Source organism: Coprococcus sp. OM06-34AC (assembly GCF_003462545.1).
Lineage (GTDB): Bacteria > Bacillota > Clostridia > Lachnospirales > Lachnospiraceae > Coprococcus > Coprococcus aceti.
In genome coordinates, this window is the sequence record NZ_QTZF01000002.1 from 236,265 (window position 1) to 255,867 (window position 19,603).

Sequence of the window (19,603 nt, forward strand, 5' to 3'; positions counted from 1 at the left end):
AGGCCTCCTTTATAAACTGAAATGCAATTTTGCTATTGTATCTAGCTGCTCTGCTATTTCTGTAAATGGTAAATTCAAATCCAGAGTCCTGACTGTGATCTGGTTACCACTCATCTGATATACATTATTCGGATATATTTCTTCATCAGTCTTCGCATACAAAAGCATTCCCGAAACCGTATGGTCCTTCTCTCTCAATTCGTATTCCTTATTCTTCACATAAGTAAAAATCTGATAAAGGTTAGCCGAGTGAAGTGTATGCTTGTTAAACTGTACCTGCATACTATGCTCATAGTACTTTGCATCAATGATAAGAACTCTATCATCACGCTGGAGCATAATATCACTTTGCATCACCGGCAGCATAGAATTCTCGTCGTTGTCCAATTGCCACGGAATCTGTGATGCATTTGCGGTAATCTGATTTTTAAACTCTCTCCTGTAGTATTCCAGAATGAACTTTTCATACAATCGACACATACGCTGCTCATCCAGAAAATCCATCAGTTTGGTGCTTCCATCTGATTGAGTCTGCAACAGACCCTTTACTACCAAATAACATATCGAGATCAGCATACGATAGGTCTGATTGTTTCGATTATACTGAACATTCCAATTTACCGTATACAAATCAATAAAATCCACCTCACTGAAATACAGCATTAACTTTCTAAGATTTTTCTTTCGCTGTTTCGATATATTCGAGCGCAGGAGGATCTCAACTGTAGATTTGATGATCCGATTCATGATACTGTTAACCGAAAACTCATCATATGTACAGATTAGCTGTTTCCGTAGCATTGACTGTGTCTTGATGGACTCTGCAATATCAATCTTTCCTCGCAGTGAAGAGAGCGCCTCTGTCTGCGGAATATATTCTTTACCCAGTCCTCGCTTTAGCTGAATCGCGATACCTTTTTCTAAGATAGCCGCCATCAGCTCAGCAGTATTATTAAATTGTTCTGTGGCTATATTCTTATAACCTTGCTCATTCAATATCTGAAATGCATAGGACAGCATATAATAGATGTTTTGAATTGGTATCACTTAATCGTACTCCTTAGATTTTCGCTCCAATCTTTCACCTTCATAGGTTCATCAAACCAATATTCTTTCAACAAAGGTATCAACTCATATTCCACAACACCATAAAGCCAACTATCGTCAATTGCATCAGGTTGTAAATTGCAGAAGTAGCTGTGACCAATGCAGAACCCTTCGCCCAGAGATTCGTCGACAGAAATCTCTCTATTTAAACTCTCGACGCAACTGATCAGTTTGTTGAACTTCTCATTATCTAATGCCATACGATACTCACGGAACCCCGAAGTCTCAAACCCTGGCTTGATATCAAAGAAAGCAAACCTTCTACGAAGTGCATAATCCAGCATAGCAAGGCTTCTGTCTGCAGTATTCATCATGCCAATAATATAGACATTCTTCGGAACTGCAAACTTTTCATCCGAATACAGAAGCTGCAGCGCATTTCCTCGTTTATCATTTTCAATCAGCATAAACAGTTCACCGAAGATCTTACTCAGATTTCCACGATTGATTTCATCTATAATAAAGAAATATTCGTTATCACTGTCTATCTCAGCCTTCTTACAGAAATTATAGAATGCACCTTTCTTCAGTTCAAATCCTGTAGCAGATGGACGAAAACCCATAATAAAATCTTCATAGGAATAACTCTGATGGAACTGCACCATCATCACACGCTCTACATCTTTTACACCCATCATGGAATATGCCAAACGCTTAGCAGCATAAGTTTTTCCCACCCCTGGAGCGCCCTGCAAAATAATGTTTTTCTTGTTTCTAAGCAAGCCAACTAATCTAGAATAGTCTTCTTCAGACATATAGACATCATCTAGGAAATTCTCCACAGTGTACTCTGGATAGGTAACTTCCTGCTCGTCGTCAACTATATCATCGTCTTCAAATAAGTCTTTAATTTCCTGCACAAAATCACTATATGGAGTAATATCAGTCAAAGTTTTCTGCGGTGCCTGATGGTTAATTGTCCAATTACCCTTATTGGTCCAGTTAACTTTTCTGACATTTGAATACTCATCTGCACGATCAGCATCGTATTCGTAGTCAGACTCAACGATTCCTTTACCAAGAATGCCATTGTTGCCTTTCTTCACAAATACAACATCACCAACCCTTATATCATGGACGAACTGCCATGTAGCATGAGCTGAATTCTTATAAGAGCTACTATCGCCATATTCCTGCTTCATCTGCTGTTTCATTTCATCTTTAGAGCTGAATACTCCAAGATCTCCAATTTCTCCCCAGCCCAACAGCATATAGCCATTTTTATAGCACTCTTCCCATTTATCAGCACCTTGCCCCGGGGCATAGAGCCAATAACGAACGGTATCGATATCGTTGTCTGCAAGAGCATCGCTATCATTCGTTTTATTGCTCTTTGCATCAGAGACGCCTTTTTTGAAAATATCTGATGCCATCTCCGCTGTTAATTCCACTGTCTTTCCTGCCTCAGTAAGTGTCCACACGCCTCTTACGCTCTTATCGATATAGCCCGCTCCGACGAGATAATTTCTTGCAAAAGCAACTTCATTTTCAAATTTGTTAACTTGTGTTTTGCCTCTGGTTTCATTTATTACCTCGTCCGACAAGTGCTCGTTTTCTATGATTTTCTTTCTTGCCTCTGCTGGTGTCGCAGATCCTCCCAGATCACGCAGCGCCTGTAATAATGGCATAAACCATTTGAGAAATTCTGCTTTGGAAGTCTTTTTGCCTTTTTCAACAGACTTCTCTTGATTTACTTTCTCAGAGACAATCCATGCCGTATAGGATAAATCCGGGAAGCTCTTGTATTCATATTGACCCGCATCCAGAACTTTTTTACACAAATCCTTTATTTCAAGATAATCTGCTGCATATGGAACTTTCTTCAACTTCTTCTCAGCGGCCACAACAAATTCACCCGGCATATTCTGAGCATTAGCTATAAACCAGCGATTTCTGGAATCCAGGTTAATAAATGAATAAGGACGAATCCAATACAGACCCATCGTAATATTCCAGCGAATGCAAAGCTGATCATGTACCATATCATAAACGTCAGAAAATTTCCGGCGGTTATCTGCTGTGTCATTATCGGCAAGTACAAGAGCAGTTTCAAACAAGCTCCACAAATTATCAATATCACCTGCTTTTCTATCATCTTTAAATCCATAGAATGTTGCTTTCAGATTATTGAGAACCGGAATTCCATCAAAAATACTCGGAACATGTGTAGCAATCCCAAACTCTGATGCTATCCCGTTAAGAATAGCAATTCTATTAGCATTTGTTATTCCCTTGTTGAATGTGCCAAAGATGGTGAACGGATCAACATCAATAATCACATCGCCACTTTCAAGTTTCGGAACACTAATTCCAGCTGCGTCATACACCGCATATATTTTCTGAATAAGGGTCTTTCTATCAGTTTTAAAAGGAAGAAGCTTAGTAGCAAACTCTGTGTAAAAATCTATCCAATCGTATTGCATTTAATAAAGTACCTCCTTATGCATTATCCCATTTTTGAACTACCAAGTGGCTCAAATCCACAAGATTCTAACATCTCATTAACCTCATATATGCTATTCTCGGCACATGAGCTTAATACGCATCTATAAGCATTATTTTGTGGATTAGTTGGCTTTATATTGAAATCGGTTTTCCCGACCAACATTTCTGCTTCAGGCACTGAAAGCTGTAATCCGTAACACAATCCCAAAACCGTTTGAACTGTTGTGGGATATTCTTCCTCATTTCTTAATCTCTGTATTGTACGTTCGCCCACCAATGAGGCATCTGCTAATTTCTTATTAGAAAGCTTTTTCTCTTTCATAAGCTGTACCAATGTTTCAGAGAAGGCTCCCGGATATAATCTCATTGCATCAGCGCTTCGACTTGCTCTCTGGATTTGAGATAACAATGTTCTGTTGTGAGCATTCATCTCAAATGAGTATTCTTGTGCTGCCACCTGACTCGGCGTCTTGTACATCATTTGGACATAGTATTTTTGTCCCTGATACTTCGACTGATAACTATATCCCTTATCAAAAGCAAGACAGCATTCATCCATGTGAGATAAAGCATACTGTGTAAGTTTTACTCGCCCCTCTGAATGTATGATATACTTCTCATCATCAAGGCAAACATGGCCCTCAACATAAACAAACTTTCCTGTATCAATGGCTTTTCTAAAGTCTTTATTTAAACAATACGCCTTAAATAAATCAGCTGAGGATATTGTGAACGATTGATTATCCGTCAAGGCTGATGCATCAAATGAAAATGGAGTAACATATTGTCCATTAACATATGTAAATGCACCATCAACTTTTGCAAAGCCCATTTCTCTTATGCGCATCTTAACTGCCTGTTTTGATAATCCATAGAAATCAGCTAATTCTGAAATCATTTCCTCGATTTGATAACCATCTGTACCATCAAAATGAATATGGTATTTTTCTATGAGTTCTGAAATTTTTATTTTTGCTGTATTTGTTGGCATCAAGATATGTGGAGCAACTCCATTAGCTTGCCACTCCATCCAATCCACAGCCTTCCACTTTTCTGAATCTTTTGCATTGCTACCTATAGAACACTGTATTATTTTCCCTAATTCATCATTTGCTCCAAGCATCTTCATCAAAGCATGATACGGTTGATGCCTATACCAATGGAAGCACTCATGCGCAATGGTAAAGTTCACAGTACCTAAGGTTCGTTCATAATATACACGAGGATCTATCAAAACTGTTCCACGTTTGGCATTTCTGATAACAATATTCTTGTTTTTATCCTTAATATTTCCGTCTTCAAAAACAACCAAACCAAAAATATCAAGTTCTGATGAAAGCAACGAATCTTCTATAATCGAAAGACCCATGTCCTCTGCAATCTTTCTAATAGGAACAGCTACCGGTTCCTGTAAAGCCAAAGGATAATATTTCTCCAGGAATTTTGTAGCTTCATTTTCAAAAGCATCTCTTGAAATAATCGGTACCAATTCACCGGAATACTTGTCATTATCTGAATCTTCCTGTTGCTCACATTCATTAATATTTATAATTTCAAAATCTGTTAGTTCCACGCCTAAAAGAACTTTACACCTTACATCAAGCCATTTTTCAGTAAACGAAACCCTACCCGTTGAAGATATAGAATGTTCGATATCACAACTAACGATTACAGAAAAGCTAATCGCACCATCATCTACCTGTTCAATATGGACTACATTTTGGATTTCGATGTCTGATAGTGTAGCTTTATTCTCTTTCACTTTTTCCGTCATATAATCAAGAACAGCGTCTTTTATCTCATCATATCTTCTTTGGTCGATCAATTTTTGCAAAGGACTCTCATCCTGAGCATCATAATAGTCTAGTCTTGAATCATTCAATTCTTTTCGTACTGCTCTCCAGTTTTTCATATACATGTCCATATATGCAATAAATGTCGAATTATGTGTACGTTCCCTCAGATGAATCAATTCATGTAAAATAACATATTCTAAACATTCAATAGGTTTCTGGGCCAACTGCAGATTAAACCACAGCTTCTTTTTTTCAGTGTTACAGGTTCCCCAACGCGTAACCATATATTTTGTTTGCCACGACTCACAGTGAAGCTCAGTAATTTGTTCCCATTTAGGAAGAAGTCTTTCTATCTCAACTTTTAGTAAGCTACGATACTGTTCACGCACATAGTTTTCTCGTTGCTTAACCGTACTATCTTCTCTCATTGAGAGAATTACTTTATCTCCTTGAATTTCAAAGCTGTTCTTTTGAGCATCTGGTACAAAGGATAAGTAATACTGTTTGCCCCAGATGTACATAGTTTCACCGCTAACATACTGTCGCTTAGCACTTCTTGGTTGTTGCTGGAACTTCTCAATTTGTTTTTTTATCCAACTGAGATTGGTTCGAGCATACACCTCGATTGCCTTATCATCCATTGATAATGGTGCCGAAATAACAACATGTCCATCAGGCGGTTTTATCTGAAGGTGCATATTCTTAATATTCTTTTTTTGAATATCGATCGGTATGCCCGAAATCACAATTCTCATCTATTAATATTCCTCCTGCTTCTCAATAATCTTATACAAACGTTCAACCTCTGCATCATCATTGAGAATTGCAAACAACGCTCTCTTGATTCTTCTTTCCTTGATTGAATCCCCACGAAAACCACTCATTTTACTATTCATAACAGCTTTATGAAGTTCAATAGCCAACACTTCATCCCCGCCAACATTATCATATAATGCTTGCATGGCCTTACTATATCTCACGCTTTCAGGATAGTCTTCATTTTCTTCCGGATGGTCAACATTCTTTGCGAGTTTAATATATTCATCAAGAAGTTCCTTATAGGACAAAACGCCCTTCTGTCTATCTTGAATCAGTTTATCCAAAATCGCTGACATCTTTTCATAGTATTTTGGATTTACAGTTACCTTTTCTACCATTTTACGACGGATATTGTTTTCAATTGCTTCCGCCGCACCTTCTTTCTGACCTGAAGGCGTATCTTCTCCGGTCATCGTTTCACCTTGATCCATTACGAAATCGAGAAGTGTTAGGTCATCAAATTCACCAATTTTGATACTATCAGAAGCCATGATGTAATTATCAATAAGCTTTCGCATATCCGGTTCATATGCCTTAAAATCTAAGAAGTCGCCGCTCTTATTTCCGATAGTTTGCTTTAACTCAATATAGAAATGTACTTTATTCTCATAAGCATTAAGTTCTGTTGCAGAACAAATATCAACCATATACTGCTTTGCTTCAGCATAAGCACGAACTAAACTGCTTACGAGTTTATATAATTTTTCACGAAGGCGAGCATAGATTTCATCCATGTCTTCGCTCATGCCGGAAACGCCGCAGAAATAGTGAAGATACTGCAAATCTTCTTTCGGAGCTTCGACACCCTCGCATAATTCTTCTAGCTCTTCGTAAATATCTTTGAAATGTTTAATAGCCTCATCACCTCTATCTTTAAGAAGTCCATCTACATCTTCAGGGGCATAGTTCTCAAATGCTCCAGATGTGTACTTATCCATAGCATTTTTTAAATTTCCAAAAAGCTGCTTGTAATCCACAATATAACCAAATTCCTTGGTATCACCATCTAATCTATTTACACGACAAATAGCTTGGAATAAACCGTGGTCTTGCATGCTCTTATCAATGTAAAGATATGTACAAGGAGGTGCATCAAATCCTGTGAGAAGCTTATCAACTACAATAAGTAACTTCATATTTGCAGGCTCATTGATAAACTTTTCCTTTGCCTCTTTTTCAAATTCCTCCACTTTCTTTTGAATAGAAACTTTCTCCGGAAGATTGTCAGGATTAAATCCTAACATACGAAGATAAATCTCATATTTTTCAAAAGTCTCTGTTTCCTCATCTGCACTTACAGTATCTGTTCTGAGATCTCCTGCCTGTGGTGTATATGATGAAATGATTGCACATTTCTTAAACCCACGCTGCTGAAAAATTTCATAATATTTGCATGCTGAATAGATAGAATCCGCTACAAGAATTGCATTTCCATTACCATCCATCAAACGAGGCTTCAAATCAAAATCCTGAATAATGTCCCATGCAACACGCTCAAGTCTTGAACGTGAACTATAAATCTTCTGCATGCTTGCCCATTTTTCTTTCAACTTTGCCTTTGCTCTGCTTGAAAGAGTACGAGTCTTTACATCAAACCACTGGTCAATCCTGTCATGGGCTGTAATATCCTGTGGAATATCTCTATATTCGTATCTCAAATCAAGTACAACACCATCTCTAACCGCTTCATTGTATTTGTAGCTGTGAATGTATGTTCCGAAAACTTCGATACTTGTTTTCTTATCTTTCTTTAATAACGGTGTACCTGTGAAACCAATAAAGATTGCTTCCGGCATAATTGCCTGCATTGCTGCATGTAATTTACCAGACTGAGTTCTGTGACACTCATCAACAAATACAAAGATTTTACCCTTTGCTTTAAAATCTGCAGGAAGCGCTTTTTTTAACTCATCAATATACTTATCATAATCAGATTCTGTGGCTTCACCACCACGACGGCCAAACTTATGCACCAATGAACACAACAATGAATCATCATAAGAATTCAATTTTTGAAGCAAGTCATCACAACTCTTGGTTCTGGTGATTTTTTCATCGACGCCGATATAAGTCTTTTCAATCTGTTCATCCAGCTCATCTCTGTCTGTTACAATAAGCACGCGAGGATTTTCTTCTTGACAATTCGCAAGAATCCATTTTGAAAGCCAAACCATAGTAAGTGTTTTACCACTACCCTGAGTATGCCAAATAATACCGCCACGCTGCTTTGCCAATCTGTTCTGCGTACGCTTGATGCCATAAAACTGATTGTATCGACATACCTTTTTGATTCCTTTGTCATACACAACAAAGTTTTCAATAAGGTCAATAAAACGTTTTTTATCAAACATCTGGTAAATTTGCTGTAAAAGCAGGTTGTCCAGTTTTTCGCAATAAGCCATGATGCGTGCGTCCTCTGGAGCACGCTCATCTTCATTTTCATGAAATCCATCTGGCTTCCATTCCATATAATATTTTTCACCGGTCAGTATTGTTCCATAGCGAAGACCCTCTATTTCATTACCGGCCATACAGAATTGCATCGTCGTAAAGAACGGCGCAATGAATCCATCTTTCTGGTTTGTCAGATTTTGACGAATACCATTAGAAACAGAGACACTACTTTTCTTCAATTCAATGACAGCCATAGCAATACCATTCACATAAATTACGATGTCTGGTCTCTTTTCCTGACGGTCAACTACTGTAACTTCCTCCGCAATCGCAAAGTCGTTATTAGTAGGTGTTTCAATATCCATAAAGTAAACTGTCTTCGGTGCTCCGTCGGCTGTTTCCTTTACCTTTGCACCGTATTTCAAAAGGGAATAGACTTTATGATTTGCATCATACAAACCATGTGTCATATCATCTGCTGCTTTTACTAGTTCAGAAACAGCACCGTCAATTAACTTCTGGCTGTATCCGCTAAGGCGTAAGTACGCACGAAGACGGTCTTCACGGATGTTCTTATTTGCGGCGTCTTTTAAATTGCCTAAATATTCATAATCAAGGATATCTCTATCCTTAAAGAAGCTAACTACACGATCTTGGGTAGCTCTTTCAGTGTCGCCAATACTCATGCGTACATTCCTCCTTAAACTAATCGTATTTTTCCTGTAAGCAAGTCGCTCATCATACCTTTTTTAATATTCGAATATTTATCACACTTACACTGATGAAGAGTGATGAGGTGGTCGATGTTATCAAAATATCCACCAATCTTACTCTGTTCCTCTTTTGAAAATGGAACCACAAATTGCGAATTGGAGATTAAATTCCAATCTGCACGTGGCATTTTTGAGCCCGATGACTGGTTTGCAATATTATCAAATTGCTGTGTTTGAATAAGGCGATAAAGGAAGTTTTTTTCCATATTAATAGGCTTTAATACCCACCAATCGCCGACTGCAATGCCCTTAAAATCTGGATTTAACCAGTTATGCAGATATGGACGAAGCTTTCCATAAAGTACCTGCGAGCCATCAAATGTAATTCCAGACTTTACCGCTTCTTTTAAGCGGATATCTTTATTCAACCGTCCTTCTTCTGCTACTACATCTTCATACTCTACACTTGGAACATCTGACGCAGATGTAGAAACGAAAGACTCTCTTGCTGCAATATCACTGAACTTACGCTGTTCCCAAGCTTCAGTAAATCCTGGCAAACGCATTTCTGGAACTGTGTCATCCTTTTGTGGAAACATTTTCGATAAACATCCATTTTTAACAAGCTTTATCTTATTTACAACTTTTGTTTCTGATGTCATTAATAACTGTATTTTATTTAATGATTGTACTATTTTCTCCTGTTCATCAAATGGAGGTACCAATATCAATGTCTCTGAAATAGCTCCTTTTGATATTGATGACACTTTTATACCTGTTATATATGGCAATATTTGATTGTGAAATAAATCAGAATTCATGTAATATCCTAACCACCCCGGAGCAAAATCACCTTTTTTAACTCTACATGGAATGGTATGAAGTCCTGCAACAAGTTTACTATCACCGAGATTCTGTACCTCAATAACTTTTCCAACAGTTTCGTCCTCTGCCGTATCTGCAACAACAATGTCACCGTCCTGAAGTAATTGAGTCGATGAGGATAACAGAGATAACTCATTTACGTATGGAATTTCTTCTTCGTTACAATCCAATACTTCCGGAAACTTTGTTAAAATATCACCATAATGAATATTTCTTACAGCTCCACCACGATTATTTAAATTTTCACGTGACAGAGTATTATTGGATATCACCCTAAACGTTTCGTCAAATGTTTGGAGTTCCCAGTCTACTGGAATATCACCAATCTCCGTATGTTTTAATTCTTTTACCATTTGAAGCCCATCCTCTCCAGATGACTCTTGACCTTTGCCTCATAGTCAGCAGTCTGCTTCATAAGATCAGGAAGAGTATTTTCATAACGTTTAGAAAGTTCAATAATGCGGTCTGCAAGCTGATGGGAGATTGCTGCATACAAATCATTAATACCTGTACCGATGGTGTAATACCATTTTTTATTTACCAGTAAATCTATGATTTCATCGTCTGTTAAAGTTGCATATCTCTCACGAGCCTTCTCGTCAAGTTCTTTATCCATCTCCTTGATAAGCTTTGTTGATTCTTCGGACTTCTTAGCTAATTCAAACGCAGCTTTCAACTCTGCATAATCATCTGCATATGCTTCCGGAGCTGGTGCTTCTGCGCGTGCCATTGCCAATGCATATGAAACGGATGTCTTTGTCACAGTACCTTTTTCTGTATAAGCCACTTCAAGAATAATATTGTTACTAATATAATCCACATACTCCTTTTTCTTCATAGGAAGCATGCCCTGTAATTTGACTAGTCCATCAATCAGTGGAGTATGAACATGGCTCATGATTTCATCCATCTTTTCTTGGATATCCTTGCTCTTAACTTTTCCACCTTCAGCCACATCGGACAAAACGGAATCCTCTGCAGATTCTTCAACTAAAGACATAAGACGAGAATCTGTTTCTACAACAAAATCAACAAGGTCATCCATCGCTTTTTTCTCTTCCGGGAAAAGTTCGGAAATAATAAGCGCTTTGGGAATAAGTTTTCCTTCCCATCCTGCAACTTTCAATTCCTGATTTCCATCATCATCTTTTTTCTTTGTTTCTTTCATAATGTTTTCTGTTTCTCTTGCAACGCCATAACCAGCTTCGTCGGAGATAATCATAGAAACATCATCACTAAGCACTTCATTCCAGTAAGCAAGAAGTACCTGATATACATCATATTTATTAATAAGTGAAAGGCTCTCAAACTCTTTCAATATAGCTTGAGCCAATTCAATAATCAGTTCTTTTGCAGACACGCCAGCCTTCAAATTCTTAAGTTTAGAATCTGCGTAAGACTTCCAATTTGCGAATACTTCATCAATCATTTCTCCATAAACAGCAAATTCTGCGTTAGAGTATGTTGTCTGACGAATCACATCTTCTTCTACATTCAGCTTATAGTATCCTTCACTAAACACACCAAAAAGTTCATTCTTCAGAGTCGGGAATGCAGTCCAGAAACGTTCTAGTGCATCAATATCCGCTGCTGGTATACCACCATGAATATGCGCATAGATATCCTGAATATCCTCCGGGGCAGAAGAATCAATGTAACGAGAAATATTTAAGTTGTACCCATTCTTTTCCTTAATTTCTTTGTTTGGTACAAAACGAGCATATTTAGGATCTGTTGTAATCTGCTCATTAAAAGTAGTTACAATACGATAAATATCCTGTTCACGGAGTCTGTTCTTGCTTCCATCTTTTACATAGCCCTTGCCTGCATCAATCATAAATATACCAGCGCGGTTTTCCGCACCTTCTTTATCAATTACGAGAATGCAAGCAGGAATACCCGTTCCGTAAAATAAGTTTGGAGGCAAGCTGATAATTCCTTTAATCCAGCCTTTATCAACAATTGTCTGTCTGATAGTTGCTTCAGCATTTCCTCTAAACAATACTCCATGAGGAAGAATTACTGCTGCTTTACCAGTAGACTTCAGGGTTTTCAAAATGTGCATTAACCAAGCGTAATCACCATTCTTTTCAGGTGGTCTATCCCCATATCCAGAAAATCGCCCAAACTCTTTTAACCCATCGGACCAGTTTTTAAGAGAGAATGGAGGGTTTGCCACAATATAATTAAATCGCTCAAGTTCTGATGGATTATCAGTTTTCATAAACTGCGGATCTGAGAATGTGTTTCCTGCCATAATTCTAATTGTAGCTTTATTATGAAGAACCGCATTCATCTTTGCCAAACCAGCTGTAGAACCATCTTTTTCCTGACCATAGCCTGAAATTTCAAAAGGAGCTTCTGCTAATGCTCTGATTAACAAAGATCCACTTCCACAAGCCGGATCGCATACGGTTGCATCATGGTCTGTACACTTATCGATACCGATAATTTTTGCAAGAATTCGAGATACCTCTGCCGGAGTGTAGAATTGTCCCTTACTCTTTCCACTTTCAGACGCAAAGTTACGCATCAAATATTCGTAAGCGTCACCAATAATATCGTCGCCTTCTACTTTGTTCTTTGAAAAATCAAGTTCAGGACGCTGAAAAATTGCAATAAGCTTAGTAAGCTTATCAACCATCTCTTTGTCTTTACCTATTTTTGCTTCATCATTAAAATGAGCAATATCTATAACGCCCTTCAACCCTTCGTTTACTTCAGCTAGGCGAGCTATAATCTTATCTATACCTTCACCAATGTTCTTCTTATTTTTAAGTGCTATAAAATCATCAAAAGAACAGCCTGTTCTTTTCTCAGGGTCAGGATTCGGATCATTTGCCTTATCAAAAACCGTCAAATCTCCGTATTTCTGTCCTTTGTATTTATCAGTTACATACTTCATAAATAAAAGTGTAAGTATGTAATCCTTATATTGTGATGCATCCATGCCTCCGCGCAATGCATCGCAGCTCGCCCAAAGGGAGCTATATAGCTCTGTTTTCTTTACTGCCATTGCCAGAATCTCCTTGTATTTTATTTACTGTCTCAATTACTCGATAGCGCTTTTTCCACTTTTAACCCACACATCAAGTTCAGAACATTTAAACTTCCATTGCTTCCCGATTTTGTGTGCTGGTATTCCTTTATCATTACGTATCCATCCTCGGAGCGTCACCGGCTTGACACCTAGGTATTCAGCAGCTTCTTCAATGTTTATCCATTTATCATTCAACTTATCTTCCATATTTCACCTCTCGAAGTTACGTATAGATATAATTACCCAATAATATTATAGTCATTTTCGCCAGCAAAAACAAGCAGTTTCTTGTTATTTGCTTATATTTGTTATTATTTTTCTTAGAAAATTTACTATTCGTTCATATTTGTTTTTAGGTAGCCGGACATGTATATGTCCGGTCTTTTCTTTTGTAAATCCAGGATTTTCAATCATTATCCGTTCCATCAATCATCTCATTATTCCTAAAAACGGACATAGGCATGTCTGAGGTTTTTATTTTGAAATCTGGCATATTTAAGATAGTTATTAAAAACTCGTCTCGGACAAGACGTTAACCAGTCTGACTTGTTCATCAACTCACCATCTTCGTGGCCACGTGGTGTGTTCGTAGTTGATGAACAAGAGAACATTATTAATAGAGTTGCCAGCTTACGAACGGCTGGTCACCGGAAAGAAGCGGAGTTATCCGCATGAGGTGACCATCTTATGAAAAACACTGGCAGCCATATCGGTTATCTCCGCTTCGGTTCAAATGCCGAAAGGAGAAAATCGAATGGCAAACAAAGACAATCAGAGTAAAGAGTATCGTATCTACATCAAGGAATCCAAAAGCTGGGTGGATGTCAACAAGGAGTTCTACACGAACTACTACCGTGACATCAACGCCTATCGCAAGCGTCAGCAGGAACATGGCCGCTGTGTCTGCCCTGCAAGCAAACGCTACTTATGTGACATGGATTGTTTAACCTGTCCTTATGCCAAAGCTGGCGATCAGCTTTCTCTCGACAATACTGTAAGTGACTCTGACGGAAACGAAAAGAGCTGGCTTGATGATATGCCAGATGAATCTGCAGCTATCGCTGAAGTATTGGAGGATGCAGAACTTCTTCACGCTCTCTATGCAAAGCTGAATGAACTGGACCCGGAAGGTCGACTTATCTGTCAGCTTATTATGCAGGGAAAATCTGAACGTGACTGCGGCAAGGAAATGGGACTCTCTCGCAATACCTTTGTATATCGTAGGGACAAGCTGTTCAAGAAGCTCCGTTCCGAGCTTAAGGACTACATCTAATATGAATGGTCGTCCTCTGCTTCTTCAGGGGACGATTTTTCTTTTCAAAAAAGTTTCTTATATTTTTCGGCCAAACGGCAATCTCACCTCCATTGAGTAGTGTAAGACGAAACAAAGCGACCTACAGAAAGCGAGGTGAACATCGTGAATCGAACTTTTCACAACAGAAGCGGCACTGACGCAGAAGTGATTGCTACTCTCACTGCAACCAGCCAGGTATCCGCAAGAATGGCGAAGAATCTCAGAATCATCGCCGCACACAGACAATCCGAGGAAGGAGAAACAGTAAATGTCAAAAATGAACGATATGGCTATGACCATCTACCAGCCCATACACCAGAACGTTTCCACCTATGAGGTCAGCAAGGATGACCTGTATCAATGGGTCGATGAAGTTCTGAAACCTACTGCTGACTTAGGCTTTTCCGGTGATGGAAAACTTCCTGTGCGGTGAATGGTGCGGATTCTGTAAAGCAAATCATAAATGCCGAGCCAGAGCTGAAGCCAATCTTCTACTCGCACAGCACGATTTCAAGTTGCCGCCACTGTTGGAGGATTCGGAAATTGAAGTCATCCTTTCCCGTGTCGACGAACTGATCTCTTGGGCCAACGACATCAAGGAGTATGCAATCCAGCAGGCAATCAGCGGTAAAGAATGGACCAGCTGGAAGCTGGTCGAGGGTCGTTCCAACCGCAGATACACCAGTGAAGACGACGTATCGAAAGCTGTCGAAGCTGCTGGTTTTGACCCTTACGAAAAGAAGCTGCTTGGTATCACAGCCATGCAAAAGCTGCTCGGTAAGTCTCGCTTTGAAGAGCTCCTTGCAGCCTACATTGAAAAGCCACAAGGCAAACCTACTCTTGTGCCGGAGAGCGATAAACGCCCGGCAAAGAACACAGCAAAAAATGATTATATTGAGGTGACAAACTATGAAAACAATTATGATTAGCACAATTCTTGTAAACATCTGTATCGGCTACTTCGCGTGTGTGGCCTTACTACTGCAATCTCTATGATTCAGAGTATCATCAATGACCACAAACGCGAAAAGCGCGAACAGGGAAATGACAAGCGTGATCTCGAATACCACGAAAAACGCATGAAGGACTCTAAGTAATCTATTAACCTGCTGGCGGTGATTTTGCTGCCGCCAGTACATCTTTCAACAAAAGGAGACAATCTATGAATGGCTTTGCAGAAATCTTAAATCTATTTATTGCTAACGCCATCGCATACCCCTTTTTTGTAGCGGTATGTGACTTCATCATTTATAACATAGGGAAAATCATTCTCTATCTTATCCGCTATGCGGTATACCACATCCGACGTGACATTAGTAAATACAAATCCAATAATAAAGATAAACAGTAACACGGCAGGTGGCAGAGATTTCTCTGCTGCCTGTTTTGTAGAAAGGACAATCTCGTGAAAACACTTAGCATTGATATTGAGACATACAGTGATGTGCCTCTTCAGAAAACAGGCGCCTATCGTTATGTGGAGTCCCCCAATTTTGAAATCTTACTCTTTGCCTATAGCACAGACAACCAACCCGTTCAGGTGATTGACCCTGCTTGTGGAGAACAGATTCCCAAAGAAGTCTTTCTTGCCCTGGAAGATGAATTTGTCATCAAGTGGGCATGGGCTTTACTGTTGTTCCTTTCGGTCAGGGATTTAAGGATATGTCCCACCGGCAAAGGAACTTATGAAGCTAACGCTGGAGCAAAAGCTGGCTCACGGTGGTCATCCGGTACTCCGTTGGATGATGGATAATATCTATATCCGCACCGACCCAGCAGGCAATATAAAGGCTGACTAAGAAAAATCCACAGAGAAAATCGATGGAGCCGTCGCCACTATTATGGGACTTGACCGTGCAATCCGCTGTGGAAATAATACAGGCGCTTCTATCTATGATGACAGAGGAATTTTATTCATATAAAAATGGAACTTTTGTTTTTACACAAAAAGCTCCACTTCTGTTTATTTATTTGAATTTATGATTCCTTCGATATCACGACCACCGTAGAATATTCGTGCTACTGTGACTGTCCTCTCCTTGTCATCGACAAGATAATACACAATAAAATTGTCTACCGGAAGCTGATGCATTTTCATCGAATGCCAAGGCTCCCATTCAACTAAGGTATAACGAGCTGGCATGAAATCCAATGAACGAACTTCCTTTCGTATGCGCCCCAGCTGAGCTGCGGCTGTCTCCGGAACAAGGAGTTCATTCGCAATGTACGAATAGATTTCACGCAAATCACCAAGTGCATCTACAGAATAGCCGACATTATAGCTATCCGTCATATGCCAAACTCCTTTGCAAGTACCGCATCGACTTCATCTGCAGAATATACCTTTCCTGCTTTGATGGAATCAACACCCTTCTGGAGTTCTGCATCAAGTTCCTCTCTGGTCATTGCACCAACAGCTGATGGCTTAGAAGAAGGAAGTTTCAATTCAAACGGCATACCTTTTTTCAGTACGATCTGACTATAAAGCATCTGAATTGCACTGGATGGAGAAATGCCAAGCTGAGAAAGAATGCTCTCAGCATTATCCTTGAGATTAGTATCTATTCTTGCATAAACAGCGGATGTATTTGCCATAGTATCGCCTCCTTTTTCTTCATTATATTTGTTTTTGCTTGCAATTGCAAGCATTTGCGCAAATTATTTTGTGATGTAACTTTGAATTTTATACGCCTCTTAAAGCATAAAGGAATATTTATGGGATTTTTATCGGGGCTATTTCATTCCAGAGACAAGCCTATCAACAGTACCAATGGCAGTGCCTATCGTTTTCTCTTTGGTGGAAGCAACTCTGGCAAAGCCGTCAATGAACGAAGTGCCATGCAGATGACTTCAGTCTACGCCTGTGTCAGAATTCTTTCGGAGTCTATTGCAGGACTGCCGGTTCATATTTATAAGTATACTGACTCCGGTAGTAAAAAAAGGCAATCAAGCATCCTCTGTATCGACTGATTCACGATGAGCCAAATCCGGAAATGACATCTTTTGTCTTCCGAGAGACCTTGATGACGCATCTTCTCCTTTATGGAAATGCCTATGTGCAAATTATACGAAATGGCAAAGGTGAAGTCATCGCTCTCTATCCGCTGATGGCTAATCGAATGAGTGTGGATCGTGACGATAAGGGATGACCAGATAATCATCTGGGATGCCCACATCACCATCCAACTTAAATCTGACGTTAGTATCAATGTAGATTCATAATTTCGTAGGCATAAAAAGACTCTCCATTACTAGATAAATTCCAGTGATGGAGAGCCCTTACTTACAAGTTGACTATCAATCTTCCTCTTTTTCTTTCTGAGCCAATGTGGTTAATTCCATCATCTTTTGTTGATAAGTAACTCCGTCAATTTCTTCGTCAGCATACTGTCTCATTAATTCATCAATCTGTGCTTTTAATTCTTCTCTAACCATTTGTCCTTCCTCCTTAATCATCCTTTAGCAAATACCATTCATGTTCACGACTCACTCAGAATACATGGCACTTCATTCCACGACATTTAAATCATTTTATTATCAACTTCCCTCCTTCTTTTTTGTAAAATGAGTTATAGCCATGTATGCTCCGTAACCTACCAACGCAAGTACTCCTAAAACTATTTTCCCTGCTGAACTATCATTTGGTTCAGTAGTAGTTCCTCCCATAGGATTTTCGTTTTGGCTATTAACTTTATTCCAGTATGCTTCCGATTCAGCAGCCTTCTCTGCTCTGCGGCGTCGACGCTCTTCAGAAGTTTTCTCTCTTATGTAGCGCTTGCGTTCCATTGACGTATCAATTTCTTCTAAGATTCTTTCATCCCATTCGAACCAATTCCAACCTCGAAATGCATAACCACCGTACCCGTTGTCATCGCCTTTTTCAACTACGAATAGTTTTCCTTTCTCTGTTGGATAATAATTTCCGGGCTCACCAGAAAGGAATCCTTCTTCTTTTAATAAGATGTTCATTTCCTCTGCTGTCAAGCCACACCTTTCTCCTAATCGTTTTGCTGATAATGTCATGTATCGTCCTCCTGCGTTATTTATCTTGGATGTTCTTCTGCCAGTTTTCGTTCTTCTTCATCCCATCGTTTCTGAACTTCTTCAAAATATTTTTCACTTTGTTCAGAAAATGTGCCACGCATATAGCTGATTTCATCCATCAGGCCTTGTCCCCATGTTACGTCGATTAGCTGTTCATGATGATATGTTGCTTCACTAGTACATCTGGACAACACCGTATTTCCTGAAGCATCCAAAATGGAGTACGGATATTGATACTTCAAGATTATGTTGTTCTTATTGAGTACATCTTCCTTAATATCTCTGTCCCAACAAAGTATAAGAAGTTGTAAACTATTGAACCTAAATACATACGATAATGCATAATTCTCAAACTCTTGTATTTCCCTCTCCTCTCGCAAGGTGATCTGCCCGGTATTATAATCAATGTTTGTGACAATACTATTCGCCAGTAATAGTGGCGAATCTCCCCAGCGGAGTTTCATATTTCCAAACATATAATCCGGTGCAGGCGAAGTGTTTACTGCAAGTCCCGCCAAGATTGTAATATTCCCTAGCGGACTACTTTTTTCTTCATTCAACAAGAATTCTTTTACTTCATCATCAAAAAAAGATACATCCTTCTTCCTAGCCCTCAAGTCATTGAACGCAAACTTCAAACACATTTTTTGAATCATTGTATAGTCATATTCTACAGAAAGAGTGTCATCTTTTTTGTACTTCACTAAAAAATACTTCTCAATAAATTCTTTTGCATAAGAATCGATGTACGAAATCCTATTGTTATTACAGTCTGCACAAACATCCTTCACCATAGGGTCCCCTTGATGCACGATACTTCTCTCTCCGTCTATTGTTGCGAAGCATTCCGGAAATAATCCAAGTATTCCACTTGATATTATATGCTCTTTAGTCCCTTTAGCTTCTTTTCCACAATAAGCACAAATCATACATAGCCACCTCCTGTTATCTATTTCACTGCCAAGTCTGCCTCTTAATATCAAGTGGCTTGAACTGCGGTCGTTTCTGACAACAATCCCAGTGCCACAACCTATGACATCTAATCCACAGCCTAAACCCTACCGCA

Annotated in this window: 15 protein-coding genes and 3 pseudogenes; 6 read left to right on the forward strand and 12 right to left on the reverse strand. The window is 39.1% G+C overall.

Translation table 11 applies throughout. The features are described from left to right. Positions 1 to 9 precede the first annotated feature (9 nt). The 7 genes from mcrC to DXB91_RS04345 are packed head-to-tail and all read right to left on the reverse strand — an operon-like array spanning position 10 to position 13,406. Positions 10 to 1,047, reverse strand: coding sequence for a 5-methylcytosine-specific restriction endonuclease system specificity protein McrC (gene mcrC / locus DXB91_RS04315; protein WP_004851900.1), 1,038 nt, complete (start codon positions 1,045 to 1,047; stop codon positions 10 to 12). Then, positions 1,044 to 3,530: an AAA family ATPase gene (locus DXB91_RS04320; protein ID WP_118016917.1), complete on the reverse strand. Its 2,487-nt coding sequence runs from the start codon at positions 3,528 to 3,530 to the stop codon at positions 1,044 to 1,046. The genes mcrC and DXB91_RS04320 overlap by 4 nt, the downstream gene beginning before the upstream one ends. Before the next feature lie 23 nt (positions 3,531 to 3,553). Continuing rightward, entirely contained in the window at positions 3,554 to 6,103 is a 2,550-nt protein-coding gene (locus tag DXB91_RS04325) for a YgjP-like metallopeptidase domain-containing protein (protein ID WP_118016918.1), read from the reverse strand. A gap of 3 nt (positions 6,104 to 6,106) precedes the next feature. Continuing rightward, positions 6,107 to 9,247 (reverse strand): type I restriction endonuclease subunit R, encoded by a 3,141-nt coding sequence (locus DXB91_RS04330; protein ID WP_118016919.1) that lies wholly within the window; start codon positions 9,245 to 9,247, stop codon positions 6,107 to 6,109. A 14-nt stretch (positions 9,248 to 9,261) separates the two neighbouring features. Further along, positions 9,262 to 10,512: a restriction endonuclease subunit S gene (locus tag DXB91_RS04335; protein ID WP_118016920.1), complete on the reverse strand. Its 1,251-nt coding sequence runs from the start codon at positions 10,510 to 10,512 to the stop codon at positions 9,262 to 9,264. After that, the gene (locus DXB91_RS04340) at positions 10,506 to 13,175 is read right to left on the reverse strand and encodes a type I restriction-modification system subunit M (RefSeq protein ID WP_004851911.1); all 2,670 of its coding nucleotides are present in this window, start codon (positions 13,173 to 13,175) and stop codon (positions 10,506 to 10,508) included. The genes DXB91_RS04335 and DXB91_RS04340 overlap by 7 nt, the downstream gene beginning before the upstream one ends. Positions 13,176 to 13,211: 36 nt before the next feature. Next, positions 13,212 to 13,406, reverse strand: coding sequence for a helix-turn-helix domain-containing protein (locus DXB91_RS04345; RefSeq protein WP_004851913.1), 195 nt, complete (start codon positions 13,404 to 13,406; stop codon positions 13,212 to 13,214). A gap of 547 nt (positions 13,407 to 13,953) precedes the next feature. On the opposite strand from DXB91_RS04345, the gene DXB91_RS04350 reads away from it, so the two are divergent. The 5 genes and pseudogenes from DXB91_RS04350 to DXB91_RS14385 all read left to right on the forward strand — a co-directional run. Further along, positions 13,954 to 14,472 carry a helix-turn-helix transcriptional regulator gene (locus DXB91_RS04350; protein ID WP_118016921.1) on the forward strand — a complete coding sequence of 173 codons (519 nt, stop codon included), beginning with the start codon at positions 13,954 to 13,956 and terminating at the stop codon, positions 14,470 to 14,472. A gap of 289 nt (positions 14,473 to 14,761) precedes the next feature. After that, positions 14,762 to 14,926, forward strand: a complete 165-nt coding sequence (locus tag DXB91_RS14615; RefSeq protein ID WP_004851918.1) for a DUF2800 domain-containing protein — start codon at positions 14,762 to 14,764, stop codon at positions 14,924 to 14,926. Then, positions 14,904 to 15,422: a DUF2800 domain-containing protein gene (locus tag DXB91_RS04355; protein ID WP_330416313.1), complete on the forward strand. Its 519-nt coding sequence runs from the start codon at positions 14,904 to 14,906 to the stop codon at positions 15,420 to 15,422. Before DXB91_RS14615 ends, DXB91_RS04355 begins: the two co-directional genes overlap by 23 nt. Positions 15,423 to 15,898: 476 nt before the next feature. Further along, positions 15,899 to 16,117, forward strand: a pseudogene (locus tag DXB91_RS14730) (hypothetical protein); the annotation flags it as partial. After that, a pseudogene (locus DXB91_RS14385) lies at positions 16,111 to 16,415 on the forward strand (terminase TerL endonuclease subunit); the annotation flags it as partial. The pseudogenes DXB91_RS14730 and DXB91_RS14385, both read left to right, overlap by 7 nt. A 41-nt stretch (positions 16,416 to 16,456) precedes the next feature. On the opposite strand, the gene DXB91_RS04380 reads toward DXB91_RS14385, so the two are convergent. Beyond that, positions 16,457 to 16,786 (reverse strand): type II toxin-antitoxin system RelE/ParE family toxin, encoded by a 330-nt coding sequence (locus tag DXB91_RS04380; RefSeq protein WP_004851931.1) that lies wholly within the window; start codon positions 16,784 to 16,786, stop codon positions 16,457 to 16,459. Further along, positions 16,783 to 17,088, reverse strand: a complete 306-nt coding sequence (locus tag DXB91_RS04385; RefSeq protein WP_044998115.1) for a type II toxin-antitoxin system RelB/DinJ family antitoxin — start codon at positions 17,086 to 17,088, stop codon at positions 16,783 to 16,785. The genes DXB91_RS04380 and DXB91_RS04385 overlap by 4 nt, the downstream gene beginning before the upstream one ends. 120 nt (positions 17,089 to 17,208) lie before the next feature. On the opposite strand from DXB91_RS04385, the pseudogene DXB91_RS14735 reads away from it, so the two are divergent. Further along, positions 17,209 to 17,639, forward strand: a pseudogene (locus tag DXB91_RS14735) (phage portal protein); the annotation flags it as partial. A 151-nt stretch (positions 17,640 to 17,790) separates the two neighbouring features. Here DXB91_RS14735 and DXB91_RS14245 read toward each other — a convergent pair. The 3 genes from DXB91_RS14245 to DXB91_RS04400 all read right to left on the reverse strand — a co-directional run bounded on the left by DXB91_RS14245 (position 17,791) and on the right by DXB91_RS04400 (position 19,466). Next, positions 17,791 to 17,928, reverse strand: a complete 138-nt coding sequence (locus DXB91_RS14245) for a hypothetical protein (RefSeq protein ID WP_167530861.1) — start codon at positions 17,926 to 17,928, stop codon at positions 17,791 to 17,793. A gap of 102 nt (positions 17,929 to 18,030) precedes the next feature. After that, positions 18,031 to 18,516: a hypothetical protein gene (locus tag DXB91_RS04395; protein ID WP_118016922.1), complete on the reverse strand. Its 486-nt coding sequence runs from the start codon at positions 18,514 to 18,516 to the stop codon at positions 18,031 to 18,033. Between the two features lie 20 nt (positions 18,517 to 18,536). Beyond that, positions 18,537 to 19,466 (reverse strand): hypothetical protein, encoded by a 930-nt coding sequence (locus tag DXB91_RS04400; protein ID WP_004851946.1) that lies wholly within the window; start codon positions 19,464 to 19,466, stop codon positions 18,537 to 18,539. Positions 19,467 to 19,603 lie beyond the last annotated feature (137 nt).